This window comes from Nostoc sp. 'Peltigera membranacea cyanobiont' 213 (assembly GCF_002245975.1).
GTDB lineage: Bacteria > Cyanobacteriota > Cyanobacteriia > Cyanobacteriales > Nostocaceae > Nostoc.
Window position 1 is genome coordinate 1 of record NZ_NOLI01000039.1, and the last position, 26,217, is coordinate 26,217.

The following is a 26,217-nucleotide window of genomic DNA, read 5'->3' on the forward strand; positions in this document are numbered from 1 at the left end:
TTTATTTAGTTCTGGTAAAGCGCTGTCATCGCCCACAGTCCGATATACGAGGGTATCATCTAGGTCGGTTACAAAAAAAGTAGGAGTAGAGTTCTAGTGTGGAACTTGAAAACTGGTATTATGCTACTCACACTGAGTTGCATAATTGCGACTGGTATAGCAGTATATCTGATTGGCGGCATTGAACCAGCACAAATTCAGGCTTTGCTAAAATCTTCTGGAATCTGGGCACCGATTATTTATATTGCATTGTACGTTGTGGCAACAATGTTAGTTCTGCCCTCAACAGTACTAAATTTGACTGGAGGTGCAATTTTTGGCCCTTGGCTGGGTACTTTCTGGACTAGTGTTGCAGCAGTGATTGCAGCAATCATTGCTTTCGTTTTTACTAGAACTATTGGACGGCAAACAGTTGCAAAACGACTCGCAGGACGCTGGCAAGCTATGGATGCTGAGGTACGCCGTGGAGGGCTTTTTTATATGTTTGCCATCCGACTAGTACCAATCATGCCTTATGGCTTGGTCAACTTTGTGGCTGGACTGACTTCGATCGGTTTTAAAGATTATGTTCTAGGTACAACACTTGGCACTATTCCTAGTGTTTTACCTTTTGTACTACTAGGTAGTTCTGGTCTAAAGGCAGTCAAGACTGGTGATTTTTTGCCGCTAATACTCGCCTTGGGCTTAACTGGAATACTGGTAGCAGGGTCTACTTGGTATCGCCATCGTCGGACTTTTCCCAAAAAAGCTGTAGAAAGCCTTAAAAAATCAGACTCTTCAGATTACATAAATCCTAATAATAAATAAATTATCGGAATGGGACTTGAGCCTTGCTAGGTATACTAAGAACCAAACCTCGATCGCGACAAGCAGTCTTTCAGCCTGGCTATTCAAAAATTAAATGAGATTCCTAGATGGTACCAAAGTATTCATTGATTGTTCCAATTTATAACGAAGAAGAAATTATTCCTGAACTATACCGCAGACTGAATGCAGTTATGAATCGGTTGGATGGCCTGGTCGAATTGATTTTAATCAATGATGGTAGCCGCGATCGCTCCTTACAACTACTACGAGAACTCCATCAAAAAGACCCACGCATTTGCTACCTGAGCTTTGCTCGTAACTTTGGTCATCAAATTGCAGTTACTGCTGGTCTTAATTTTGTTCGGGGTCAAGTTATTATCATCCTTGATGCTGACTTACAAGATCCGCCAGAACTAATCCCAGACATGATTGAAAAATGGCGACAGGGCTATCAGGTTGTCTACGCTCAACGCACTCAACGCCTCAAGGAAGGATGGTTTAAGCGTTTTACAGCCTACTTCTTTTATCGCATCCTCAAGAAGCTTGCAGATGTAGAGATTCCTACTGATACTGGTGATTTTTGTTTAATGGATCGGCAAATCGTAGATATTCTCAATTCTATGCCAGAACGCACCCGCTATATTCGTGGTCTGCGTTCTTGGGTTGGCTTTCAGCAAACCGCAATTCAGTTCGAGCGCAACCCCCGCTTTGCTGGGGAAGTTAAATACACTTTCCGCAAATCTTTGGCGCTTGCTATTAATGGTCTAGTATCCTTTTCAATAGTGCCACTGCGGTTATCAACTTACTTAGGCTTAGTGGCGGCGGCGGTGGCCATCTTCATGGCTTTATTAGTCTTGTATTGGCGGCTTTTTCTCCCCCATTCGCCTTTAACTGGGTTCACAATTATTTTAATGGCAATTTTCTTTCTCGGATCTGTGCAGTTAGTCAGTGTTGGCATCTTAGGCGAATATATAGGGCGCATCTACGAAGAAGTTAAAGCTAGGCCCCTTTATACTTTGGCAGAGGTAGCTGGCTTCTATTCCAAATCCTCCAATTCAACGAATAATTCTGACAAACGAGTTGACGCTCTCCCCCCTAAAAAGGACGGGGATTCTTAAGATATTTCTGCCTCTGTACTTTGCTAATTTTGTATTAGATTCTTTATTAAAGAAAAAGTATCCTGGCTAGGGCTTATGCAAAAAAAAGTAGTGAAAGCCTTAATTTTCTGTAGGAGCAATTCAGAAATTGCTCCTGAGCGCGTGTAGTTTTGCGTAATACCAATTCCGGATGAAGATGCGCCAAACTAACTATATGAGGAACGAACCGCAAAGGAAGCAAAGGACACAAAGAAAGAAGAAGCCAAGAAAATTTGGCGCAGCCTCATAAAGAAATGGTATAAGTTCTGATACATTCACAAAGATTTGCAAAAAGCAAGTTTTTTATTTATCAAGAAAGGCAGAGGGCAGGAGCAACAGGTTGGAATACTGTTTTCTGCCCTCTGCTACGACCGCAGGGAGTAAGGGTTTAAGACCCCCACTGAAACGAATTTCAGTGGCCCCAATTAAGTACGGTGCTGAATCCCCTTCTTAATTGTCCCTCCTGCCTCCTGCCTCCTTCAACAAACTTCTTTTACATAAATTTACATTTAAATTTGTTTGTAAAATACTTGCTTTTTATCGAAAACTGTGAAAAGCTTTGTTATATCAAAAACTACGGCTTGCCTATCAAGATAAAGTAGTTGCCGCTAATCTGGCTTAACAAGTCATAAGTTGAGGCTACTGATAGTCCTCAAGTAGATAGGCAAACAGATTTATGAATATTTTGCAGCATCGATGGGATGAAGACTTGATGCTTAAGACTTTATCGATGGAGGGGAAATTGTAAATGCTGAAGACGTTAACAACTGATTTTGAACTCGACTTAGAAGCAGATGTGCTTGTGATTGGAGGCGGGCCAGCCGGAACTTGGGCGGCTTGGAGTGCTGCATCAAGTGGAGCTAGGGTTGTCCTGGTAGACAAAGGATACTGTGGTACAACTGGATGTGCTGCGGCATCTGGTAATGGTGTGTGGTATGTGCCACCCGATCCAGAAGCACGAGAAACTGCAAAGGCGAGTCGGGAATCGTTGGGTGGGTTTTTATCCGATCGCAGTTGGATGGATCGAGTACTGGATCAGACCTATGCAAATGTCAATCAGTTAGCAGAGTGGGGTTATCCCTTTCCTACCGACGATGAAGGCAAACCCTATCGGCGATCGCTGCAAGGGCCAGAATATATGCGGCTGATGCGGCGGCAAATTCAACGCGCTGGAGTCAAGATTTTAGACAACAGCCCCGCCTTAGAACTATTGGTAGATAACGATGGTGCTGTTGCTGGTGCAACGGGTGTGAACCGTCAGACTGGTAGTAAATGGATAGTGCGATCGCAGTCCACAATTATCGCAACTGGTGGCTGTGCGTTTCTCAGCAAAGCGTTAGGATGCAACGTCCTGACAGGGGATGGTTATCTGATGGCGGCAGAAGCTGGTGCTGAGATGTCGGGTATGGAATTTTCTAATGCTTATGGCATCTCTCCCGCCTTTTCTTCAGTTACCAAAACCCTGTTTTATAATTGGGCAACTTTCACCTACGAAGACGGGACTGTAATTCCAGGGGCAAGTTCTCATAGACGGTCAGTAATTGCCCAGACATTACTGCAACAGCCAGTTTACGCCATCATAGACAAAGCGGCTGAATCGATGCGGCCATCTATGCGTTTAGCGCAGCCCAACTTCTTTTTACCTTTTGATCGTGCAGGTATCGATCCATTTACTCAACGTTTTCCTGTGACTCTGCGTTTAGAGGGAACTGTGCGCGGTACGGGAGGAATTCGGATTGTCGATGAAAGTTGTGCCAGTTCTGTACGGGGACTCTATGCGGCTGGAGATGCTGCTACACGGGAACTAATTTGTGGCGGATTTACTGGCGGTGGTAGTCATAATGCAGCTTGGGCAATATCTTCTGGCTATTGGTCAGGGAAATCGGCTGCTGAATATAGCCGTAGTTTGGGAGAATACAAAACTCAACGACTAGTTTTGGGTGTTGGTGAGGTAGGATTAGAAAGTGGGAGCGATCGCACCTTAGCGACTGATGAAATTATTCAGGCAGTCCAAGCTGAAGTATTTCCTTATGAAAAGAACTATTTCCGTACAGAACAAGGCTTAACCGAGTCTTTGGGTAAGCTAAATCATCTTTGGCAAGAACTTCGTAGTAGCCAAGTAAAATCAGATAAAGAGCTAGTTCGGGCGCGAGAAGCTGCGGCAATGGTAGCTACAGCACGATGGATGTACAGCAGTGCCATTGAACGGAAAGAAACTCGTGGGATGCACAAACATCAAGATTATCCAGAACTTGATGCTAACCAGCAACATCACCTGATTAGTGGCGGATTAGATCGAGTTTGGGTGAAGAGTCAGCCGCTAAGTACAGAAAAGCCTTTAGCTAAAATAGGAGCAGCAGTGTGATTGAGTTGGTCAGCGAATCGCGGTGCATAAAATGTAATATCTGTGTGAATATTTGTCCAACCAATGTGTTTGATAAAGTACCTGATGCGCCGCCAACCATTGCCCGACAGAGTGACTGCCAAACCTGTTATATGTGCGAATTGTATTGTCCAGTTGATGCGCTTTATGTAGCACCAGAAAGTGATGTGACGACTTCAGTCAATGAGGCGGAATTGGCAGAAGTTGGTCTACTGGGTAGTTATCGGGAAAACATCGGTTGGGGACATAAACGTACTTCAACAGCAAAAGCCGATGAAACATTCCAAATTCTCAAGCAGATGAAATAGTACGGCGGAGAAAATAGTCATGCTGTTGGCATAAAGCACTAAATACTGGCATTAGCAACAAGATGAAATAGTACGGCGGAGAAAATAGTCATGCTGTCGTTCAAAGTAGAAACAGATTCTATCAGTAAAAATAAATTGACATCAAGATTATCAACTTCAGTGGCTTGTGTCTTACTGCTATTAACTACAGCATGTAGCCAAGGCGCAACTAAATCTGCTCAATCTCTTGAGGCTATTAATGTCAATAATGCTGTTGTATCTAACAACATTTCTACCCTACGAATAGGTTATGTAGGTAGTTCAGAACCCACAGGGGCACTCGGTTGGGCAAAGAAAAAGGGAATATTAGAACGGGAGTTGCAAAAAGCGGGATTTAAAAACATTACTTTTGCAAGATTTCCTAACGGGCCGGATCTAAATGAGGCGCTTGTCGCTGGACAATTAGATGTTGGTTCTTTAGGGGATACACCAGCCATAGTTTTGAAAGCAAGGGGTCAGGAAACCCGGTTGTTAAGGATTAGCCAATTCAATACAACCGCCTGGTTGGTAGCGAAAAAGAATGGCCCGCGATCGCTCGCTGAACTTAAGGGTCAAAAAATAGCTACCCAAAAAGGCTCTTATATGCATCGATACCTACTGGGACTATTAGCTGAAGCTAAAATTGCCAAGGATGTAAAAGTTGTTCACTTGATGACTACTGAGGCAAAAGCAGCTTTAGAACGTGGTGATGTCGCAGCTTATGCAACCTCAAGCGATCTAGGCCCTTTTCTGAAATCGCAAGGGTTTCCAGTAATTGATTCTTCGGCGAATCATAAAGGTTTGTCAGGGACATCATTAGTTGTCGCAACCGAAAGCTTTCTGGCGAAACAGCCTGATTTCCCGCAGAAGTTTAATGGAATCCTGACAGAAGCAGCCAAGGATTTAAAAGCTAATTCTGAAGAATATTATCAGTACCACGCCCAAATTACTAAATATCCCCTCGATATCATCAAAGTATCCTTCCCCCTGAAACAGGTATCAGAAGAACCATTACCAGCCGAGGGAGTGAAACTTTTAGAGGGAACAAAGAAATTTTTAGTCTCGCAGGGTTTAGCAAAGTCAGACTTTAAATTAACAGATTGGGTTGTGAACAAACAACAGCGTTAATTTATATCAGCCATTGCAAATGCGGAAATAGAAGAAGTAAAGGGAGTAGAGGAGGTAGGAATTAGTAACTTTTCTGAGCAAGAAAAACAAATTTTTGTAATTAAGTCTTTTAAAGGTGCAACTTCCAGGCTCAAAGGTGCAACTTCCAGGCTCAAAGGTGCAACTTCCAAGCTCAAAGGTGCAACTTCCAAGCTCAAAGGCTCAACTCCCAAGCTCAAAGGCTCAACTCCCAAGCTCAAAGGCTCAACTTCCAAGCTCAAAGGCTCAACTTCCAAGCTCAAAGGCTCAACTCCCAAGCTCAAAGGCTCAACTTCCAAGCTCAAAGGCTCAACTCCCAAGCTCAAAGGCTCAACTCCCAAGCTCAAAGGCTCAACTCCCAAGCTCAAAGGCTCAACTCCCAAGCTTATAAACTTAGGACTCACACAATAACTCTCTGAAACTCTTATTCCTTCGTGTCCTTTGCGCCTTTGCGGTTCGTTTTTCCATTATTTGCCGTAAGTCCTGTAAACTTTCTGCTTCCCTCTTGACTAATCCATTTGAAAATTCATGTAAAATCGCCATGACTATTGCACTAGACCGTCCACAGAAAACTAAGTCTGCTCAAATTCGGGAAAAACTTGGTTATCCGATTATCGACACCGATGTACATACCCAAGAATTTCCCCCAGCATTCTTGGACTATTTAGAGCAAGTTGCTGGAACTGCGATCGCACAGCGTTTTCAAGAACACTTACCCGGTGCATCTCGCTCTAAATGGTTTAAGCAATCTTGGGAAGAACGCCGCGCTAACCGCACCGCCCGCCCTCCTTTCTGGACTCGTCCCACTAACGATCCCCTAAATTTAGCTACCGTTAGTTTGCCAAAGTTGCTGCACGAACGCTTGCAAGAAGCTGGTACAGACTTTGCCGTTGTGTATCCTAACTTGGCAACGATGGCACCACACATCGGCAATGAAGAAATGCGGCGGGCTGTTTGTCGTGCGGCGAATACTTATCACGCTGATATTTTTCGCCCTTATAGCGATCGCTTAACACCCATTGCTGCTATTCCCATGCATACGCCCGAAGAGGCGATCGCAGAATTAGAATATGCGGTGAAAGTGCTGGGACTCAAAGCAATTCAAATCCCTGGACATATCCGCCGCCCCATTCCCGCCTTTGAGAAATATGGCGAAGAAGTAGCCAACGAAGCCATCTGGATTGATACCTTTGGCTTGGATAGTAAGTATGATTACGATCCCTTCTGGGCGAAGTGCGTAGAACTGAAAGTTGTACCCACCACCCACTCCTCCGGTATGGGTTGGATAAATCGGCGTTCCATTAGCAATTACCAATACAACCATATTGGTCACTTTGCATCGGCTGCGGAAGCATTATGTAAATCTTTATTCTTTGGTGGTGTAACTCACCGCTTCCCTACACTCAAGTTTGCCTTTTTAGAAGGAGGTGCAGCTTGGGGTGCTAGTTTGTACACCGATTTGATTTGGCATTGGGATACGCGCAATAAAGACCATTTGGTGGAAAATAACAATCCTGCCAACATCGATCGCGAAGAATTGCTAGAACTATATACCCGCTATGGTGGTGAATTAGTACATGGTCGTTTGGATCAACTAGGTAGCGGTTTAGGTTTCCACGCTGAGTTATTATCTCCCCTAGAACCAGGTGATTTGGATGAATTCGCCGTTGCAGGAGTAACGAAGCCAGAGGATATCCGCGATCGCTTCTTGAATCATTTCTACTTCGGTACAGAATCAGATGATACCCGTGTAGCTCAAGCTTTTAACCGGAAAGCTAATCCTTATGGCGATCGTGTTAAAGCTTTCTTGGGTTCCGATTCTGGTCATTGGGACGTACCTGATATTACTGCGATCGCAGCTAATACCTATTCAATGGTAGAACGCAAGATTATCACCGAAGAAGATTTGCAATATTTCCTGTCAATTCATCCCCTAGAGTTGTACACCAGCCTCAATCGTGACTTTTTCAAAGGTACGGCTGTTGAAAAAACCGCAGATGAATTTCTGGCTAGCAAGGTTTAAAAATCATTGTTCGTAGTAAGCACTTTAGTGCTGAAGAAAGCGCTGAAGCGCTTACTACATACCCAAATACCAATCTTTTGAATAATTTAGGGTAAACTATCATGACGATCGCTCTAGACCGCCCACAAAAAACCAGGTCTGCTCAAATTCGGGAAAAACTTGGTTATCCAATCATTGATACTGATGTACATACCCAAGAATTTGAACCAGCAGTCTTAGATTATTTAGAGCAAGTTGGTGGAACTGAAATTGTCGAACGTTTCAAAGAAAATTTACCAGGAGCTTCCCGCTTTAAGTGGTACAAGCAAAGTTGGGAAGAACGTTTTGCTTATCGCACCAATCGCCCTAACTGGTGGGGTCGTCCGACAAAAAATACTTTGAATTTGGCTACCATTAGCTTGCCCAAGTTGCTGCACGAACGCTTGCAAGAAGCAGGTACAGATTTTGCCGTTGTCTACCCCAACTTGGCAACAATGGCCCCAAATATCGGCAACGAAGAAATGCGACGGGCTGTTTGTCGGGCTGTTAACACCTACCATGCTGATATTTTCCGTCCTTATAGCGATCGCTTAACACCCATTGCCGCTATCCCGCTACACACTCCCGAAGAAGGGATTGAAGAGTTGGAATATGCAGTGAATGTTCTCGGACTCAAAGCAATTCAAATCCCCGGTTACGTTCGTCGGCCAATTCCTGCCTTTGAGAAATACGGCAAAGAAGTCGCTAACGAAGTGGTTTGGATTGATAACTTTGGCTTAGATAGCGAGTATGATTACGATCCATTCTGGGCTAAGTGCGTAGAACTGAAAGTTGTACCCACAACTCATGCTTCTAGCCAAGGTTGGACAACACAGCGTTCTGTCACCAACGCCCAGCACAATCACATTAATCACTTTGCCTTTGCAGCCGAAGCATTATGCAAATCGCTGTTCTTTGGTGGAGTTACCCGCCGCTTCCCACAATTAAAGTTTGCCTTTTTAGAAGGTGGTTCAGCTTGGGGTGCTAGTCTATACGCTGATATTATTTGGCATTGGGAAACCCGCAACAAACAACATTTGTTGTCAAATAACAATCCTGCTATTATCGACAAGGAAGCATTAGTAGAGTTATATACTCGCTACGGTGGCGAACTCGTAGATGGACGCTTAGATAAAATTGGTGACGGTTTAGGATTCCACCATCAACTATTAGCTCCAGAAAATCCAGGCGAACTCGACGAATTTGAACTAGCAGGAATTGAGAAACCAGAAGATGTGCGCGATCGCTTCTTGAATCATTTCTACTTCGGTACAGAATCAGACGATACCCGTGTATCCCAAGCATTTAATCGGGCAGCTAATCCCTTTGGCGACAGAGTTAAAGCCTTCTTAGGTTCAGATTCCGGTCACTGGGACGTACCTGATATCACCGCCGTTACTGCCAACGCCTACTCAATGGCAGAACGCGAAATCATTACCGAAGAAGACCTCCGTTACTTCCTCTCAATCCACCCCTTGGAGTTGTACACCAGTCTCAATCAAGACTTCTTCAAAGGTACAGGTGTTGAGAAAGCCGCAAACGAATATTTATCTGGGAAATAGGGAATAGGGAATGGGGAATAGAGAAAGAATGATTATGCCCCATGCCCAGTGCCCAATGCCCAGTCTTTACAACGTTCCATGTTCCATTTCCTCTGTTCATTTGTAGGGTGGGCAAGACTCACTCTACATTTCTCCTAAATTCTGTGTCTAATACCAACAATCTGCACCTTTATTGCATCAACTTTCACCTTTGATGCATCGGTTTGTATCTTTATTGCATTAGTTTGCACCTTTATTGCATCGACTTGCACCTTTGATGCATCGACTTGCACCTTTGATGCATCGACTTGCACCTTTGATGCATCGGTTTGTACCTTTATTGCATCGACTTGCACCTTTATTGCATTGACTTGCACCTTTGATGCATCGGTTTGTACCTTTATTGCATCGACTTGCAAAAATTAACCTACACAAAAATGATTTAATTATGGTACTAAATATTACAAAACCAAAAGACTACATTGACCTAGCAACTTCTCTATCCAAAGAACTTGCTCAATCCGCAGTCGAACGCGATGCCAAAGCTGGAGTTCCAGAAGAGGAAATTAATAAACTGCGTGAAAGTGGCTTATTACCACTGATTGTACCTAAGCAATATGGTGGAATTGGTGCAACTTGGATTGATGCCTTAAAAATTGTCAGAAAGCTATCAAAAGCTGATGGTTCAATTGGTCAATTGTATGGTAATCATCTCAATTTGACAGCTTTGGGTCACGTTTCCGGCACGCCAGCCCAAAAGGAAAAATATTATAGAGAAACTGCTAAGAATAACTTATTTTGGGCAAATGCCATTAATACAAAGGATACAAGGCTGAAAATTAATCCAGAAGGTGAGAATTTTCGTGTTAATGGTATTAAAAGCTTTGGCACAGGTATTTCTGTTGCAGATTATCGGGTATTCTCCGCTTTGGAAGATGGTGTAGAATTGCCCTTTATATTCATAATTCCCAAAGAGAGGGAAGGGTTAGTTTCCAATCAAGATTGGGACAACATTGGGCAACGCCGCACTGATAGCAGTAGTTATACATTTAACAATGTTTTAGTAGAAAAAGATGAGATTTTGGGGCCACCCAATCCCCCAGATAGTGCTTTCTCAACTTTTCTTGGTATTATTGCCCAGCTAACAAAAACCAACGTTTATTTGGGGATTAGTAAAGGAGCCTTTATTGCTGCTCGTGAATATACTAAAACTACTACTAAACCGTGGATTACATCAGGTGTAGATAGTGCGACTAAAGACCCATATATTCTGCATCATTACGGTGACTTTTGGATTGAAATTCAAGCTGCGATCGCACTAGCTGATCGAGCAGCCGAAAAGGTGCAAGCAGCCTGGGAAAAGGATGCAGCACTTACTCATCAAGAGAGGGGAGAAGTTGCGATCGCAGTTTCCGCAGCCAAAACATTAGCTACTCGTGTAGGTATAGATATTACCAACCGCATCTTTGAAGTTACGGGAAGCCGTGCCACAGCAACCAAATACGGGTTTGATCGTTATTGGCGAGATTTGCGAACCTTTACCCTGCACGATCCTGTGGACTACAAATTGAAAGCGATCGGCGATTGGGTACTCAACGATCAACTACCCGTCATCACGCAATATTCTTAGTGCATTGGTTATTTCTCTCTCTACCTTTATCCCCAAAGACGCGATGAATCGCGTCTCTACAAAATCTAAAATCCAAAATTGATATGACTCAACTAAAAACACTTCCTACCTACGACCCAAGTTTATTTGAGGGAGCCGCAGAGGGCTACGCTCAATATAGAACCAAATACCCACCGATTGTATTCGACAAACTAGCCGAAATATTTCATCTCAATGGTCAAGGACGACTCCTTGATTTAGGCACTGGTCCAGGATTAATTTCAATTGGTCTACGAACCAAATTTGAAGAAGTTGTGGCGATCGATCCCGATCCCGGCATGATTGCAGAAGCTAAACGGCAAGCAGCAGCAGTTGGAGCAAATAATATTACTTGGTTAGAACAAGGAGCCGAGTTAATCGACTCTAGTTTAGGAAAATTTAAGTTAACCACAATTGGTAGAGCCTTCCACTGGATGGAACGCGAATTAGTGCTGGAACGCCTTTATGAATTGTTGACTGATGATGGTGCGATCGCACTGCTTCAGACTGGTGATAACCCTTGGGAAAGCAATCTACCTTGGAAACAAGCTGCTGTAGGAGTAGTAAAGAAATGGTTAGGTGAAGAACGCCGAACTGGACAACGAGGACAAGGCACTCGTAAGCCACTCGATCCTCCTCATGAAGTTGTAATTGGCAATTCGGCTTTTGCTCGTCAAGAAAACTATGAAGTGCCATTTGAAAAATCTTGGACTGTCGATAGTTATCTTGGCTACTTATACACAACAGCCTTCTCCCTCAAAATTTTCTATGGCAATAACGCCCCAGCATTTGAAAAGGATATTAGGGAAGCGTTACTAGCAGCTGAACCGTCTGGACATTTCACAGAAGAACTCAAAGCTACAATTCTAGTCGCTTGGAAGCACTAACAAAATTGAACGCTACCCAGACAGAGTTCCACTTACAAATTTTAATCTTCCACTAGCACGATATTGGAGTGGGCCTTTCTCACTCCATTTCCTAAATTTTTGCCTCCTCAATATTAAAGTTTCAGTTTCTTAAGTCGTTGCGGGGTGGGTAATACCCACTCTCTTCTCTAATTTCATAAGTAAAATGTTTGAAATTAGCAAAACATCTACTGATTGAAGTTTTCAAATAAAGTTTATATTCCAATTAATCACCATTTTTATAACCACCTAGAGGGGAATCAATAAAACAACCCATGCCAGCTTTAAAAGGAAAGTTTGAATTCAGAAAGAGTCCAAGAACAACACGTCGTTCTTTGTTATTTGCTCTCGGCTACTGCTTAATGCTATCAACCACCCTATCAAGTTGTAGTGAAGCCAAAAATAACACTCAACAGTCAGCAGCTTCCCCTGTATCTGTCGCTTCATCTAGCACTACAGAGAAGCAAATAGTGCGGATTGTACGTTCAAAACAACTTTCCGCTTTAGCAGTTTTAGAAAAGCAGGGTTCCTTAGAAAAGCGATTAGAGCCTCTGGGTTTTAAAGTGCAGTGGGCTGAGTTTGCGGCTGGGCCACAACAGTTAGAAGCCTTGAATGCAAATGGATTGGATATTGCATCTACAGCCGAATCGCCTCCTATATTTTCCCAAGCAGCAGGAGCGCCCCTTGTTTATCTAGCTACTACACGCCCTAGTGGTAAAGCTATTTCACTTTTAGTTCCTGTCAACTCTCCGATTAAAACTGTTAGCGACTTGAAGGGCAAAAAAGTAGCTTTTCAGAAAGCCTCCATCGGTCACTACTTATTAGTTAAAGCATTAGAAGATGCGGGACTGAAATTAAATGATGTCCAATCAGTTTTTTTAGCACCAGCAGATGCAAATGCGGCATTCAGTCAAAATAAGGTGGATGCTTGGTATATCTGGGAGCCATTCGGTACTAGAAATGAACAAAATAAAATAGCTCGTGTTTTAGCAGATGGTGGAAAATTACGGGATACTGGCAACTTTTATTCCACCTCACGCCAATTTTATCAGGCTCATCCTGATGTAATCAAAGTGTTTTTGGAGGAGCTAGAAAAGTCAGAAATCTGGACTAAGGATCATCCCAAAGAAGTAGCACAACTGCTTGCTCCTGTAACTCAGCTAGATCCGCCAACTTTAGAAAAAATGCATGATAAATATGATTATGGGCTAGTATCAATTACCGAGAAAGTCATTAATAAACAACAGGAAGTTGCAGATAAGTGGTACAGCCTCGGACTTATCCCCAAAAAGGTGAATGTTAGAGATGGCTTTTTAACGCCTGAAGAGTACGCCAAAATTACTCCCTCAGACGTGTTAGCCAATAAGTAGTTATCCCTAAGAAGAAATTAAAATACAGGAGAATATTATGGCTACCTCGACTTTGACAAAGGTTAAGATTAGTCCTATTGATGCTCCATTGGGAGCGATAGTTACCGATTTTGATGCCAGTAAAGCGATCGCACCTGAAGTTATATTACAACTTAAGGAAGCTTTGCGCGTAGACGCGAAGCGGCTTGTCGCCAGACATCGCCACATTTTGATCTTCAAAGACCAAAAGCTCTCTGATGAACAGCTTTTCAACTTCGCTCTCTACTTTGGCGCACTATTTGTACCATCAGATGAAACTCCAGTTTTGGCTTCTAAATCGGGAGAAACCCCGGTGGTGATTGCTATTTCTAATGTCGATGGCGGCTATACAGGTACTGGAGAACTCACTTTCCATTCTGACCACAAATGGACTCCCACTCCATCAAGTGGTTCGCTGCTTTATGCCTTGGAAATACCAACTCATGGTGGAAATACTTATTGGTTAAATACTAATTTGGCCTATGAGGCGTTAGATGAAACCACCAAAAAACGGATTGCAGATTTACAGCTAATTACCTACAACCCATTCTTACAAGATAGAAATGCACCCCGCCCTTTATATCGTTTGGACAAAAATATTCCTTTAATAAGTCCTGTTTTTCCCCATCCTTTAGTTAGAACACATCCAGAGAGTGGTAAAAAGCATCTTTACTTAGATGTCGCTACGGAAGTTGAAATTGTTGGGTTAGAGCCAGAAGAAGGATCTAAACTGATTGAACAATTAAGGCAACATTTAAATCAACCCAAGTTCTACTACCAACACAAATGGTCTGTTGGTGATATTGTCTACTGGGATAATCAAGCTACCTTGCACTACCGTCAAGCATTCAATCCAAATGAGCGACGGGTTTTAAAGCGAGTTAGCCTTGCAGGTAGTCGCCCCTTTTAAGAGGATGTCTGAGAAGTATTAAATATTTCGCTCGATCCCCCCTAGCCCCCCTTAAAAAGGGGGGAACCGGAATGAAAGTCCTCCTTTTTAAGGGGGATTTAGGAGGATCTACAAGTCTCGAATACAACACCAAAAAGTTTTCAGACATCCTCTAAGATTTATAGCTCAGAAGATTAAGCCAATGGGCATTTAAACTATATATTTGATTGGTCAATAGTCAAGATTTATTCTGGATTGTTGACCAATCAAACTTGTCTAAATATCATATTTTATGCTTGTAAATCAAAATCGTAAAAAACTTTTTTATTTAAAAAATAGTGTTAACAAATACTTTATTTCAGAAACAATTTTTATACACTGTAAACTGAAAATGATTTTTCATAACTCTCATTAAAAACGCCACGTTGGCAAAAACTATTAACTTTAACTATACAAAAAATGTTTAACAATTTCGGTACAACTCAGACAAGGGTGATTAGTAAATTAGCTTTATTTGTAATACCTGGTTTTGTAGCTTTATCTACTACTTTAATCAGTTGTACGTCAAATGTATCTAACACAAATACAGGAATTGCTCCTAAAGCAGAACCAGCAGGAGCTAAGACTATAACTTTTAAAACCAAGGTACTGCGAATAGGGTATCAAAGCTCTGGTGATTTAGTTAGAGTCAGAGGAGTTTTAGAAAAACGCTTGGAACCCTTGGGTGTCAAAGTAGAATGGTCACAATTTGCCCAAGGGCCGCAACTTATGGAAGCGATGAATGTCGGCAAAATTGATGTTGGCTCAGTTGGTGAAACACCTCCCATTTTTGCCCAAGCTGCTGGTGCAAGAATTGTCTATCTTGCTGGTAGACGAATTACTGCTACTTCGGGTAAAGGGAGTGCGATCGCAGTTCCTAAAGATTCTCCAATTAAGAGTTTAGCGCAGATCAAAGGACAAAAAGTAGTTTTCCAAAAAGGTTCTGCTTCTCACTATTTTATTATCAAAGCTTTAGAAGAAGTTGGCTTGAAATATAGTGATATTAAAGTTTTAAGTATGCCCAATGTCGAAGCCCGTGGTGCATTTATTCAGGGCACTATTCCAGTTTGGGTAACTGGCGATCCTCATTTAGCTTTGGTAGAAAAACTCCACGGTGCGCGGGTGCTAAGAGATGCAACAAATATCGGTACTCCAGGCGGATATTATGTAGGAACACGGGAGTTTGCTAGGGATAATCCTGAATTACTTCGGATTATCTTAGAAGAGATTGATAAAAACGGTCAATGGGCAGAAGCGAATCGCAAAGAAGTAGCCAAACTCATAGCACCTGTACTTAAAATTGATTTACCAATTCAAGAAATAATTTCTGGACGCGCTAATTATCGATTAAAAGGAATTACCCCAGATTTGATGAAAGCTCAACAAAGTGTTGCCGATTTATTTTATAACGAAAAAATCCTGCCCAAGAAAATTGATGTTCAGGAAGCCCTGCTGACACCTAAAGAATACGCAGCTATTACTCCACCAACACTCATTAGTGAAAAGTAGAAATTAATAAGATACAGCAGAGTTCAGTAGTAAATCCACAAGAAAAACAGGCTTTAGGGACTTCCAAATAAAAAATATTCCAAATTTTATAGGAAAGCCCTTATATCCAGTTTTCTACTTAGCTTGTGTACAACACCAAACTTGAAATCTGCTGTATGAAGGCTAAGTGCTAAGAATGGAATTTTGTTCCAAGTTTTTTTTAATTGAGATGGTAGCTGGATTCATGCCCTGCTGTAGTACGGCTTCATCTGCTGATGCTATTGTTAGATTGCATTAGCTATGTTTAAAAGTATCTCGCTAAAAGCGCTTCACCGGGTTCTCCCATTTGCTGTAATAGCTTTTCAATTTGTTTCATCGCAAGTGGCGAAGGTCGTGTTCGTCCGTTTTCCCATCGGTTTATAGTGTGGAATGAAACCCCTAACATCGTTGACAGTCTTACCTGTGAAAGTTTGAGGCACTGCCGAGTCTCACGAACCAACTGTGCAATGTTTGGCTGTTTGATTGCAGGCATAAGCAAAATATATTTTTATTTTCCTACGAGATATTGCACTATAGCAGATGGTATAACTCTGACTGCACCTATCTATGGTTATAAAGGAAAGGTTATAAGTGAGTGATTATGTACTACATCAACTATCATGCAAGCTATTTAAGCTAGTAATAGAGTTGTTTAAATCTAGGGGATGAGAATATGAGGGTTTGGCTTGCTTGCTTTTTGGTGCTGTTTGCCTTGGCGGAACTGTTTGACTGGTTGCAAGAATTTAATCTGCCATTACCTATCTATATTTTGGGTGGCGCTTTTTTAGCTGTTGCTTCTAACTATGATAAAATTGTTGGCTCCTATTTTGACGATCCAAGTATCGAAGCATCACTCGAACAACCACAGTTAGATTCACTAACGCCATCGACTAATGCTATTTCTTTGCCAATTGCCACTGCTGTTGAAGATGCCCAAACCTCTCAAACAGATGATTAAGCCTCGCTTATCGTTGATGCTGTGCGTTAGCTTGCTTTAAGAGCAGGAATACGGCAAGGTTTATAACCAACAAGTAAATTGCTACATTAATAGAGAAGCTCAGGTTAATTAACTTTGAACCTAGAGTTAGAAAATTAACTTCTGCGCCTGCAACATCTACCCAATTCAGGCTACCGCCGCAACGCTGTGATTAGTGGATTATTAGAAAAACTCCGTGTCCCCTTTGTCAAAGTTCAGGATTCCCGTGAAACGTCCAAGGCCAAAAGCTGGTCGCAAGTTATTTTATTTACCAGTGTAGGAGTAACCGCCTTTATCTGGGGAATTCGGGAACTCAAATGGTTGCAGCCTTGGGAATTAAGAGTTTACGATCAAATGTTGCGATCGCGTCCAGCACAAGCACCCGATCGGCGAATTTTGCTGGTAAAAATCACTGACGACGATCTAAAACGCGAGAAATGGATTCTATCAGATCGGACAATCAATCAGCTATTAAAGAAAATAGAGTCTTATCAACCGCGAATTGTTGGTTTATATCTTTTCCAACCAGAAGATAATAATTTGGCAGCTAATTTCCAAAATCAAGATAACATCGTTAGCACCTGTTTATTCAGCAGCTTGGGTAGAGATGAAATCCCACCACCGCCCAATTTTCCTATAGATAATGTTGGGTTTAGCGATGTGGTTGCTGATAATGAAAACGACCAAATTCTCCGCCGCACTTTGTTGTTTGCTAACTCTACAGACAAGAAATGTACAACATCATTTGCATTTGGGGCATTAATAGCAATTAATTATCTGGAAAAACAAGGTATTGAATACCAGTTTACTAATAAAGGAGAATTTGAGTTAGGTAAAACTCTCTTCCCACGCTTACAAGCTAATTCTGGTAGCTACCAACATCTGGATGCAGATGGATATCAAATATTATTAAATTATCGTCACCCCAATAGCCTCGCCGATCAAGTAACCCTCACACAAGTCCTCAGCGGCCAAGTCAACTCCAGTTTATTCAAAGATCGTCTTGTAATTATCGGCACTACTGCGGCTAATTTACCTCCAAGTGGATTTTATACACCCTACAGTACTTTGCTAGATCAACCAGCCAGAATGTCTGCTCTGTTTATTCATGCACAGATAGCAAGTCAACTCATTAGTACAGTGTTGGATGGGCGACCTTTAATTTGGTATTGGCCTGACTGGGCGGAACTTATTTGGATATGGGGCTGGTCGCTCTTAGGTGGAATCATCGCATGGCGGTGGCAAAATCCGTTGCTGTTACTAGTGGTGGGAGGGATAACCCTACTTGGGTTAGTAGTAATCTGCGTTGCATTGTTTTTGCAAGCCGGATGGGTACCGTTAGTTCCCTCTGCTCTTGCTTTGGTGATTAGTAGTATCTGCGTGATTGCTTATACTAGCTACCAAAATCAGCGACAAACTCAGGTGATTATTCTGCAAGTTGAAAAACAACAAGAAGCGATCGCCCAATTAAATGTACTCTTAGAAGACAAAACAGCAATTCCCGATTCGTCTCTTGATTTTCCTCCCCCAATTGATTCGCCAGAAATAAAATCAGGTGATTTGCTTTTGAGTGGACGCTACAAAATCTCTCAAGTTCTGGGTGCTGGTGGATTTGGTCGCACTTATTTAGCACAGGATACTCAACGACCGGGGAATCCAATTTGTGTAGTTAAAAAGTTAATGCCGGCCCGTCAAGATACACGATTTTTGCAAGTTGCTCGCAGGTTGTTTCATAGTGAAGCTGAAATATTAGAATCTTTGGGTAAACATCATCAAATTCCCGAACTACTGGCTTATTTTGAAGATGACCAAGAATTCTATTTAATTCAACAATATATCGAAGGACATACTCTAAGTGAAGAATTACCACCTGTGCAGAATGTCCAAAACGAATCATTTGTGATGGAGATGCTCAAACAAGTTTTAGAAGTTCTAGAATTTGTTCACCAGCATCGAGTGATTCATCGTGATATCAAACCGACTAATATTATTAGATGCGTTCAAGATAATCGGCTGGTATTGATTGACTTTGGTGCCGTGAAATTGATGCAACCGCCAAGTAGCGATCGAACAGAATTAGCCACAGTAGCCATCGGGACGCGGGGTTATGCACCTCCAGAACAATTTGCCGGTCATCCGCGCTTATGCAGTGACATTTACGCTTTAGGAATGATTGGTATTCAAGCCATAACTGGGATACCACCGCAAGAACTCCATCCAAATCCAGAAACAGGTAATGTGATGTGGCGGCAATCAGTACAAGTGAGTGAAGAATTAGCGACAATTTTAGATAAAATGGTTTGCTATCATTTTAGCGATCGCTATCAATCAGCCGCCGCCATTTTACTAGATTTGAAGCGGATATAACCGCGATTTCTACTTAGTGCTATTTAAACCGGATTCTAAGTAATTGAAAACCTTAAGAAAATCCGAAATTACTTAAGCTAGTTGCAAACCATATTCAGTCTGAAAAAAGTTTACAAGCCAGTCTTTGACTCTGTGGGTAGCGCGACAGTCATCTTCGTTGTAGCTTTGGATAATTTCTAGTAAGGTGCGATCGCCTGTTTCTAGCCACCGATCGTACCAGTAAATACATTTAGCACCACTGGCTTCTTTTTCTCGCCACTCAAATCCTAACCAACGTGCGATCGCTTTCAGGGCATAACTTTCTATAGGCAATGCTACACTTTCGGTTAATTGTTCATACACATCCACAAAGCGATTTAGTACCGGACGCACTGAGGCATAAGGAGTGTTGTAAAGCTTTGCTAGCCGTTTAACCGTATCAAACTCGTAGGCACAAAAATGATAAATTGGTGCTTCGGGATATTGCCAAACCAAATCCAAAAATTGCTGCCAAATTAATTCTTCGTCTTCTGGTTTATCTGCTAAAAACGAATAAAACTTTTCTGTGTTGGCAAGTCTATCTACTACCAAAACCCCCAAAAGATAATCTAAATCTAAGTCTGGCTGTGCCTCAATATCAAAGTAAAGTTCTATGGGTGCTGTGAATGTAATATCTTCTATTGGTAGCGGGTAGGGTAAAACTATAGGCCGTTTTTCCAATGCAGATTGAGCTTGCAATACTAGCTTTGGTGCTACTTTTCGGTCGAAACCAAGTAGGTTTTCTAAGGTGCTGGGACTGGTGTTAGCGAGAGATTCTAGTGTGGTGATGGCTACGTCTTGGAGTTGAGTGTAGCGAAGAGGTGTTACACCTGGTAATAGTGAGAGATGTTTTTCAGATTGAGCGATCGCATAACATTGACTATACCAATGGCAAAAATTACACTTTTGCCGAGAAATAAACACCTCTGGCGGATTCGGTAACTCTAAAACTTCAATAAACGCCTCTAGAATTTGCTGCATTCGTGGCATCCATTTGAACAAATCCACGAAATAATTGCTGTTTTTAGTTCGCAATATCAGCAAAGCAGTATCTGGTACAACTCCCTGCACCGTTGCCAAAACTTGGGTATGAAATGCAGCGACAACCTGATATTCTTGCTTAGGGCGCTTACCCAGTTCAATACTCGCAGGGACATACATCCAATCTCCAAAACTCGACTGTCCAGGCTGCTTTACCAGTAAATTTGGGCGACTCAGCAGGGTATACGCTTCAGAATAAGTTGCTAAGAGTACTCCTTTATAAATGTACTCAACCCCACGTTCCATCAATTCTAAAGTTGCCTTCTCTGCCTTTTCCCAGTTTCCATAAGAATAATCTGGTTGGTGGTAAGTCATCTGTGCCAAAGCACTCATCTGATGAGCGATTTTATCCTGTTGCAGTTTCCGCAGCAACTCATTAGGGGCATCGCGCTGACTTCTGTCACCGTGGATATCTAGAAAAGTGCGGCGTTTACAGCGTTGGTATTGGAGTAGGAGTTCAGCATTGATTAGCATTCTTTTAAGTTAACAATAATTAGTATTATGTGGGAGTAACTCAGACAACTAAAGTTTGCAAGTAGCGATCGCTTTTACATCTGATTTGCTGTTTATTCTATACCAGCCATATCTTTATTAATTCTCGCACTGCGTTTCTATCCCGCCTGGGAATTCAGTTCTGGGTGGGATGTCAGTCAGCGTGACAGTTTCACTCTGACAAAAATCTGGGTAGAGGATTTTTCGACTTGTATGTATACCGTAGGGTGAGAGATGAGGGAGAATAACAAAATCGCGTTTTATCTATCCATCATTGCAAGCGTACATCTAATCTCATCCTTATTTTTAGCGTTGTTACTAGGACAAAGTACAAATACCTGCTATATAAATAGCCTGTAAACAGCAGATATCCCTTTTAAATTATGACTAGTCTTTCTGTCGCCCAAGCCAGGCTGCATAGCCATCGAGAGCAATTTCCCGCTTTAGCCAATAAGACTTATTTCAATTATGGCGGACAAGGCCCCATGCCCCAAAGGGCAATGGATGCGATGGCCGAAACCCAGGCTTATGTTCAGCAAATAGGCCCCTTTGGGAATGAGGCTTATCGCTGGATAGCACCACAGACTGAAGCCGCTAGAGTTGCGATCGCTTCTGAGTTACATGCACCAAGCGAAACAATTACTCTGACCCAGAATGTCACGGTTGGCTGTAATATCGCCATGTGGGGTATAGATTGGCATTCTGGCGACCATATACTGCTTTCAGACTGCGAACATCCAGGCGTAATTGCCACCACACAGGAAATCGCCCGGAGATTTGCGGTAGAAGTTACCACTTGTCCCCTGAAGGCGACTTTAAATGAGGGTGATTCTGTAAAAATTATTGCCCAACACTTACGCCCTAATACCCGTCTTGTAATATTAAGTCATGTTTTCTGGAATACTGGTCAAGTTTTACCTCTTGATAAAATTGCCGAAGTATGCAGAAACAATCATTCTTTTTTATTGATAGATGCTGCTCAATCTGTTGGTTTGCTGCCTTTAAACTTGACAGAATTGGGTGTAGATTTTTATGCTTTCACCGGTCACAAATGGTTATGTGGCCCTGCGGGTGCTGGTGGTTTGTATGTTCGCCCAGAAGCGCGAGAAAGCCTGAAACCTACCTTTATTGGCTTGAATGGCATTGTTGTAGATAGTCAATCTCAGCCTGTAGACTGGCTTCCAGATGGGCGACGCTATGAAGTGTCTACATTAGCTTATCCATTGTATGTTGGGTTAAAGGAAGCGATCGCAATCCATCAACAATGGGGAACATCACAGGAACGTTACGAGCAAATTTGTCAAAACAGTGAGTATCTTTGGCGGCGTTTAGTGGCGTTACCCGATGTTAAATGTTTGCGAACTTCCCCACCCGAAAGCGGTATAGTCTCGTTCCAACTTACAAATAATCAGCCTCAAGCTAATCTCAAGTTAGTGCAATTTTTAGACTCACAAAGGATATTAACTCGGACAATTGCCGATCCTAGCTGTATACGCGCCACCATCCATTACCTGACTTTAGAATCGGAAATCGACCAATTGGTTGAGGCAATTCAGAGCTTTTGCAAAAATAGTTAATTAAGTAGGCGAGAATAAATCAAACTAGATTAAGTAATGTAAAAAATCTTGAGATTAGTTTGTAGTAAGGGCTTCAGCCCTAATTTGAGGACTAAAGTCCTCACTACAAACCTTTAATTATTTACGCCGTTCTACTTAGTCATTATTCATTAGGAGTTAAAGTCATAATTCCTAATGACAAATGATAAATGACAAATGACAAACATAAAAATGGAACGCCCAATCTTATACTTAGCCATAACTAACCACGGCTTTGGACATGCTACCCGCATGGCTTCTGTAGCTGCGACAATCCAGAAATTATGTCCCGAAGTTTTACTAATTCTTGTAACCACTGCCCCGCGCTGGTTGTTAGAGTGTTACATAGAAGGCGATTTTATCTATCGTCCCCGTGCATTTGATTTGGGTGTGGTGCAAACCGATAGTTTGACAATGGATAAAGTAGCGACTTTAGAAAAGTTGCTAGATATTAAAAAACATCAAAATTCGCTGATTGCCTCAGAAGTTAATTTTATCCGCCAAAATCGCGTTAATCTCATTTTGGCAGATATTCCCTTCCTTGCTCCTGGATTTGCCAAAGGTGCAAATATCCCTTGCTGGATGATGAGTAACTTTGGCTGGGACTTTATCTATCGAGATTGGGGGGGTGAATTTACAGCAGTTGCAGATTGGATTAGTGATTGGTACTCAAAGTGCGATCGCTTATTTCGTCTACCCTTCCACGAACCGATGCAAGCTTTTCACAATATCACAGATGTCGGCCTAACAGGTGGTTCCCCCCGTCACTCTACTGATGATTTACGTTCTCTTTGGGGAATAACCGCACCTGTCGAAAAAACTATTTTATTGACATTTGGCGGCTTGGGTTTGCAGCAAATACCCTACGATAACCTGCGACGATTCCCAGATTGGCAATTTATCGTCTTCGATCGATCTGCGCCTGATTTACCTAATATAGTGAAAATTAGCGATCGCAAATACCGCCCTGTAGATTTTATGCCAATTTGTGGGCGAGTTGTCTCTAAACCAGGTTTCGGTACTTTTGCTGAAGCCACACTATTAGGAGTACCTATTGTTACTATCCCCCGTAAGGATTTTGCCGAAGCAGCTTTTATCGTAGAAGGCATAACAAATTATAACCAGCATCAAATTATCACCCCATCTGAGTTTTTTCAAAGTACTTGGGATTTTCTGCATGAGTTACCCCAAGCACCAAAGCAATCTCAGCCAATTGCTAAGGATGGTAATGAAGCGATCGCTAAAGCGGTTCTCAATTATTTACAGACGAAATAAAGTTATTCAAAACAATATAAATTAATATATGAATGCTAACCAAGAAGATCCGACACCAAATCAAGCAAATTCAACTACGAATTAGCTTTTACTGTCATCAATAATTACTGTTTTAAATGACTCACTACCAAAAGTTACTAAAAATTTCCACCACTGCCAAATCTTTTTATAACATCACCCCTAAAGTTGAAGCCGCAGTCACCGAATCTGGGATTGAAACCGGTCTTTGTACTTTATTTTTACGCCACACTTCAGCTAGTTTAGTGATCCAAGAAAATGCCGATCCTGATGTTCTTGTGGATTTAGCTAATTTTATGGCAAAACTCGTCCCCGAATCAGATAAATACATCCATGATGCAGAAGGTACCGATGATATGCCAGCACACATTCGTACCGCACTCACCCACACATCTGAACATATCCCCATTAATCGAGGTTATCTAGTACTAGGAACTTGGCAGGGAATTTATATTTGGGAACATCGCCAGCACAGTCATTTAAGGGAATTGGTTATCCACATTTCTGGATAGCCGATTCTCAAGTTTTATTTAAGGTAGAGTTTAAATACTCTGGTTATTCTATAGGACTAGTATTTGATTTCTGAAAAAATCTAAGTATGTGTAGGGTGTGTTACGGCTTCCGTAACGCACCAAAACATAAAGGGTGGTGCGTTAAGCCTACGGCATAACACACCCTACGTGTATTTCAAAAATCAAATATGAGTCCTATAGCTACCCTTTGGATATAATCTCATAAACTCGCGGCGATGTGCATTAAACAAATTTCGCCGTGATAGTTTTGCAATGAGAATTATTGATGCGGAATTAATTAGATATAATTTATCAAAGAATTAGTATAAATTTGTAAAGTTGAAAGTTAAGTTTGTTTTTGCTTATTTAATAATTTTTTTGTTTCGATATACACTAATAGTTAGTGTAAGCTGTTTGGGTTATTTCAATTACTATGAAGCAAGAACTGACACCAACTCATACTTTCCAATATATTGATGAAATACTTGCCCAACAGTCTATTCATTTATTATCACTTAACCCTCAAAAGACATTAAGTACCAGTTTTGCAGAATTAGAAAATTTAATTGTTGAAGAAAGCAGCGATATTCAAATCCTTACAACCCTTCGGGAAACTCTCGAATCTATAGTCCGCGCTCAGTTACAAAACTTCCCAGAGAACATATTCTGGGATTTTGATTTTATGGTAAGCAGTATGCTCAGGCAGGCTTTGATTGCAGATGAAGGTGCTATTCCTTTTTTAAAGCTGTTTGGTGAAAAGATGGTTTCTTTGACGAAAATGTTCGGAATTAATACAGAAATCCGCTTCCGTTACGTTCACGATTTTATGTATGGGTTTGATTGGGCTAGGTGGGTACAAAAGGAGCCGCAAAATCGCGCATCTGTAGAGCCTTTTAGTTTAGTCTTTTTAGATTATTTGCTTGTCAAAGGTAAGGAACTTGTACAACGGATTAATCACGGTCAAGTCGTATCTTATAAACTATGTGATACAGGCTACCGCAATCCCTTCACATTTTCTCGCGAACCAGAAGATGAATATCGTCTGCTAACTTCTCTAGCAGAGGAGCAACTTATCCCCGTAGCGGTATGGAATTGGAATGCTAGCCCTGTATGGAACAAACCTTTTCAAGAAATGCGCCAGCAATTAGCATTAAGATTAAATATTCAACCACAGAGACACTGATTAGCAAGAAAATAATTATGAAAATTGCTGATTTAATTACTTGGTTCGAAGCATGGGCAAATCCCGCTTGGTGTGAAAGCTGGGATAATTGTGGCTGGCAAATTGAACCAGGAGTTTTGCAGGAAAAAGCACGGGTTTTAGTATGTTTGACACCGACTTTGGCAGTAATGCAAGAAGCGATCGCTCTGAATGCTAATCTGATATTTGCCCATCATCCCTTGATTTTTAATCCTCTCAAATCTTTACGCACTGGTGAAGCGATCGCAGAAATGGTACGGTTAGCTTTTACCGGAAATATTGGTATTTACAGCGCTCACACCAATTTCGACCAAGTGCAGGATGGGACTGCTGACGTTTTAGCTCAAATTTTAGAACTCAAAGAAGTTACTCCCATAGTACCAACACAAGGAGGCTTAGGATATGGTCGTGTTGGTTTGCTAGAGCCATTTTTGACACTACAAGAACTACTCGCAACCATTCAAACCCGACTTGCTCCCCCTAATTTGATTTTTTCCCCCAGTGCTGATTTACAGCAAACAATTTCACGAGTTGCTGTTTTGGGTGGTTCGGGGGCTGGTTACATTTCAGCCGTTGCCAAAACTGGTGCTGAGGCTTATCTGACTTCTGACTGCAAGTTTCATCAGTTTCAAGAAAGTCGCGATCGCAATATTATCTTAATTGATGCTGGACATTATGCTACCGAACGTCCCGCTTGCGATCGTTTGGCACAAAAATTCCAGTCTTTAAACCTAGACTGGGTACAACTAAGTCAAAAGGATGAAGATTTCCGCCAGTTTTTTGCTTGATTAACAACATTAATACTGAACAAATTTGGATTAAAATCTCACCATCGGTATCAAATATTTCCATTAAAAGTTCATGTTTTTACCATTCTTGTGATATAAATCACTAGATACGTGTAATTATAATCACATTGCATCAATGTTTCATATCAATTAGTTGC

23 protein-coding genes are annotated in these 26,217 nt (G+C 41.8%); 19 read left to right on the top strand and 4 right to left on the bottom strand.

Translation table 11 applies throughout. The features are described 5' to 3' along the window. Positions 1 to 96 precede the first annotated feature (96 nt). The 5 genes from CDG77_RS13185 (at position 97) to CDG77_RS13205 (ending at position 5,780) form a co-directional block, all read left to right on the top strand. Positions 97 to 807: a TVP38/TMEM64 family protein gene (locus tag CDG77_RS13185; protein WP_223269801.1), complete on the top strand. Its 711-nt coding sequence runs from the start codon at positions 97 to 99 to the stop codon at positions 805 to 807. Between the two features lie 107 nt (positions 808 to 914). Next, a complete protein-coding gene (locus CDG77_RS13190; protein ID WP_094329819.1) occupies positions 915 to 1,925 on the top strand; it encodes a glycosyltransferase family 2 protein in 1,011 nt (336 codons plus the stop codon). 766 nt (positions 1,926 to 2,691) lie between these two features. Continuing rightward, a complete protein-coding gene (locus tag CDG77_RS13195; protein ID WP_094329820.1) occupies positions 2,692 to 4,308 on the top strand; it encodes an FAD-dependent oxidoreductase in 1,617 nt (538 codons plus the stop codon). After that, positions 4,305 to 4,634, top strand: a complete 330-nt coding sequence (locus tag CDG77_RS13200) for a 4Fe-4S dicluster domain-containing protein (protein WP_094329821.1) — start codon at positions 4,305 to 4,307, stop codon at positions 4,632 to 4,634. Before CDG77_RS13195 ends, CDG77_RS13200 begins: the two co-directional genes overlap by 4 nt. 90 nt (positions 4,635 to 4,724) lie before the next feature. After that, entirely contained in the window at positions 4,725 to 5,780 is a 1,056-nt protein-coding gene (locus CDG77_RS13205) for an ABC transporter substrate-binding protein (protein ID WP_094329822.1), read from the top strand. Here the strand turns inward: CDG77_RS13205 and CDG77_RS36465 are convergent. Next, the gene (locus tag CDG77_RS36465; protein WP_190233969.1) at positions 5,777 to 6,202 is read right to left on the bottom strand and encodes a hypothetical protein; all 426 of its coding nucleotides are present in this window, start codon (positions 6,200 to 6,202) and stop codon (positions 5,777 to 5,779) included. The two genes, CDG77_RS13205 and CDG77_RS36465, sit on opposite strands and share 4 nt — an antisense overlap. Positions 6,203 to 6,339: 137 nt before the next feature. Between CDG77_RS36465 and CDG77_RS13215 the strand changes: the two genes are divergently transcribed. Together CDG77_RS13215 and CDG77_RS13220 are read left to right on the top strand one after the other, a co-directional pair. After that, entirely contained in the window at positions 6,340 to 7,821 is a 1,482-nt protein-coding gene (locus CDG77_RS13215; protein ID WP_094329823.1) for an amidohydrolase family protein, read from the top strand. 101 nt (positions 7,822 to 7,922) lie between these two features. Then, entirely contained in the window at positions 7,923 to 9,401 is a 1,479-nt protein-coding gene (locus CDG77_RS13220) for an amidohydrolase family protein (protein WP_094329824.1), read from the top strand. 134 nt (positions 9,402 to 9,535) lie between these two features. Here CDG77_RS13220 and CDG77_RS13225 read toward each other — a convergent pair whose 3' ends face one another. Then, a complete protein-coding gene (locus tag CDG77_RS13225; RefSeq protein WP_143857019.1) occupies positions 9,536 to 9,799 on the bottom strand; it encodes a hypothetical protein in 264 nt (87 codons plus the stop codon). A 29-nt stretch (positions 9,800 to 9,828) separates the two neighbouring features. Here CDG77_RS13225 and CDG77_RS13230 point away from each other — a divergent pair, with 29 nt between their 5' ends. The 5 genes from CDG77_RS13230 (at position 9,829) to CDG77_RS13250 (ending at position 15,758) form a co-directional block, all read left to right on the top strand. Next, positions 9,829 to 11,010 (top strand): acyl-CoA dehydrogenase family protein, encoded by a 1,182-nt coding sequence (locus CDG77_RS13230; protein ID WP_190233970.1) that lies wholly within the window; start codon positions 9,829 to 9,831, stop codon positions 11,008 to 11,010. Positions 11,011 to 11,093: 83 nt separating this feature from the next. Continuing rightward, on the top strand, positions 11,094 to 11,915 hold the full coding sequence (locus CDG77_RS13235) for a class I SAM-dependent methyltransferase (protein WP_094329827.1): 822 nt from the start codon (positions 11,094 to 11,096) through the stop codon (positions 11,913 to 11,915). A 293-nt stretch (positions 11,916 to 12,208) separates the two neighbouring features. After that, positions 12,209 to 13,303: an aliphatic sulfonate ABC transporter substrate-binding protein gene (locus CDG77_RS13240; RefSeq protein ID WP_094329828.1), complete on the top strand. Its 1,095-nt coding sequence runs from the start codon at positions 12,209 to 12,211 to the stop codon at positions 13,301 to 13,303. A 37-nt stretch (positions 13,304 to 13,340) separates the two neighbouring features. After that, positions 13,341 to 14,231 carry a TauD/TfdA dioxygenase family protein gene (locus CDG77_RS13245; protein ID WP_094329829.1) on the top strand — a complete coding sequence of 297 codons (891 nt, stop codon included), beginning with the start codon at positions 13,341 to 13,343 and terminating at the stop codon, positions 14,229 to 14,231. Positions 14,232 to 14,669: 438 nt separating this feature from the next. Then, positions 14,670 to 15,758: an aliphatic sulfonate ABC transporter substrate-binding protein gene (locus CDG77_RS13250; RefSeq protein ID WP_094329830.1), complete on the top strand. Its 1,089-nt coding sequence runs from the start codon at positions 14,670 to 14,672 to the stop codon at positions 15,756 to 15,758. Positions 15,759 to 16,041: 283 nt separating this feature from the next. Here CDG77_RS13250 and CDG77_RS13255 read toward each other — a convergent pair whose 3' ends face one another. Further along, positions 16,042 to 16,269 carry a helix-turn-helix domain-containing protein gene (locus CDG77_RS13255; protein WP_094329831.1) on the bottom strand — a complete coding sequence of 76 codons (228 nt, stop codon included), beginning with the start codon at positions 16,267 to 16,269 and terminating at the stop codon, positions 16,042 to 16,044. A 180-nt stretch (positions 16,270 to 16,449) separates the two neighbouring features. Between CDG77_RS13255 and CDG77_RS13260 the strand changes: the two genes are divergently transcribed. Both CDG77_RS13260 and CDG77_RS13265 read left to right on the top strand, forming a co-directional pair. Beyond that, entirely contained in the window at positions 16,450 to 16,734 is a 285-nt protein-coding gene (locus CDG77_RS13260) for a hypothetical protein (protein ID WP_094329832.1), read from the top strand. A gap of 186 nt (positions 16,735 to 16,920) precedes the next feature. Then, positions 16,921 to 19,119 carry a CHASE2 domain-containing protein gene (locus CDG77_RS13265; RefSeq protein WP_094329833.1) on the top strand — a complete coding sequence of 733 codons (2,199 nt, stop codon included), beginning with the start codon at positions 16,921 to 16,923 and terminating at the stop codon, positions 19,117 to 19,119. A gap of 72 nt (positions 19,120 to 19,191) precedes the next feature. On the opposite strand, the gene CDG77_RS13270 is transcribed toward CDG77_RS13265, so the two are convergent. Further along, positions 19,192 to 20,652, bottom strand: coding sequence for a TM0106 family RecB-like putative nuclease (locus tag CDG77_RS13270; RefSeq protein WP_094329834.1), 1,461 nt, complete (start codon positions 20,650 to 20,652; stop codon positions 19,192 to 19,194). Positions 20,653 to 21,053: 401 nt separating this feature from the next. Between CDG77_RS13270 and CDG77_RS13275 the strand changes: the two genes are divergently transcribed. The 5 genes from CDG77_RS13275 (at position 21,054) to CDG77_RS13295 (ending at position 26,059) form a co-directional block, all read left to right on the top strand. Further along, positions 21,054 to 22,247 (top strand): aminotransferase class V-fold PLP-dependent enzyme, encoded by a 1,194-nt coding sequence (locus tag CDG77_RS13275; RefSeq protein WP_094329835.1) that lies wholly within the window; start codon positions 21,054 to 21,056, stop codon positions 22,245 to 22,247. Positions 22,248 to 22,457: 210 nt separating this feature from the next. Continuing rightward, positions 22,458 to 23,540, top strand: coding sequence for a glycosyl transferase (locus CDG77_RS13280; protein WP_094329836.1), 1,083 nt, complete (start codon positions 22,458 to 22,460; stop codon positions 23,538 to 23,540). Between the two features lie 116 nt (positions 23,541 to 23,656). Then, complete coding sequence (locus CDG77_RS13285) at positions 23,657 to 24,070, top strand: secondary thiamine-phosphate synthase enzyme YjbQ (protein WP_094329837.1); 414 nt, start codon at positions 23,657 to 23,659, stop codon at positions 24,068 to 24,070. 433 nt (positions 24,071 to 24,503) lie between these two features. After that, positions 24,504 to 25,253, top strand: a complete 750-nt coding sequence (locus CDG77_RS13290) for a hypothetical protein (protein ID WP_094329838.1) — start codon at positions 24,504 to 24,506, stop codon at positions 25,251 to 25,253. Positions 25,254 to 25,270: 17 nt separating this feature from the next. Next, a complete protein-coding gene (locus tag CDG77_RS13295) occupies positions 25,271 to 26,059 on the top strand; it encodes a Nif3-like dinuclear metal center hexameric protein (protein WP_094329839.1) in 789 nt (262 codons plus the stop codon). The last annotated feature ends 158 nt before the right edge of the window (positions 26,060 to 26,217 follow it).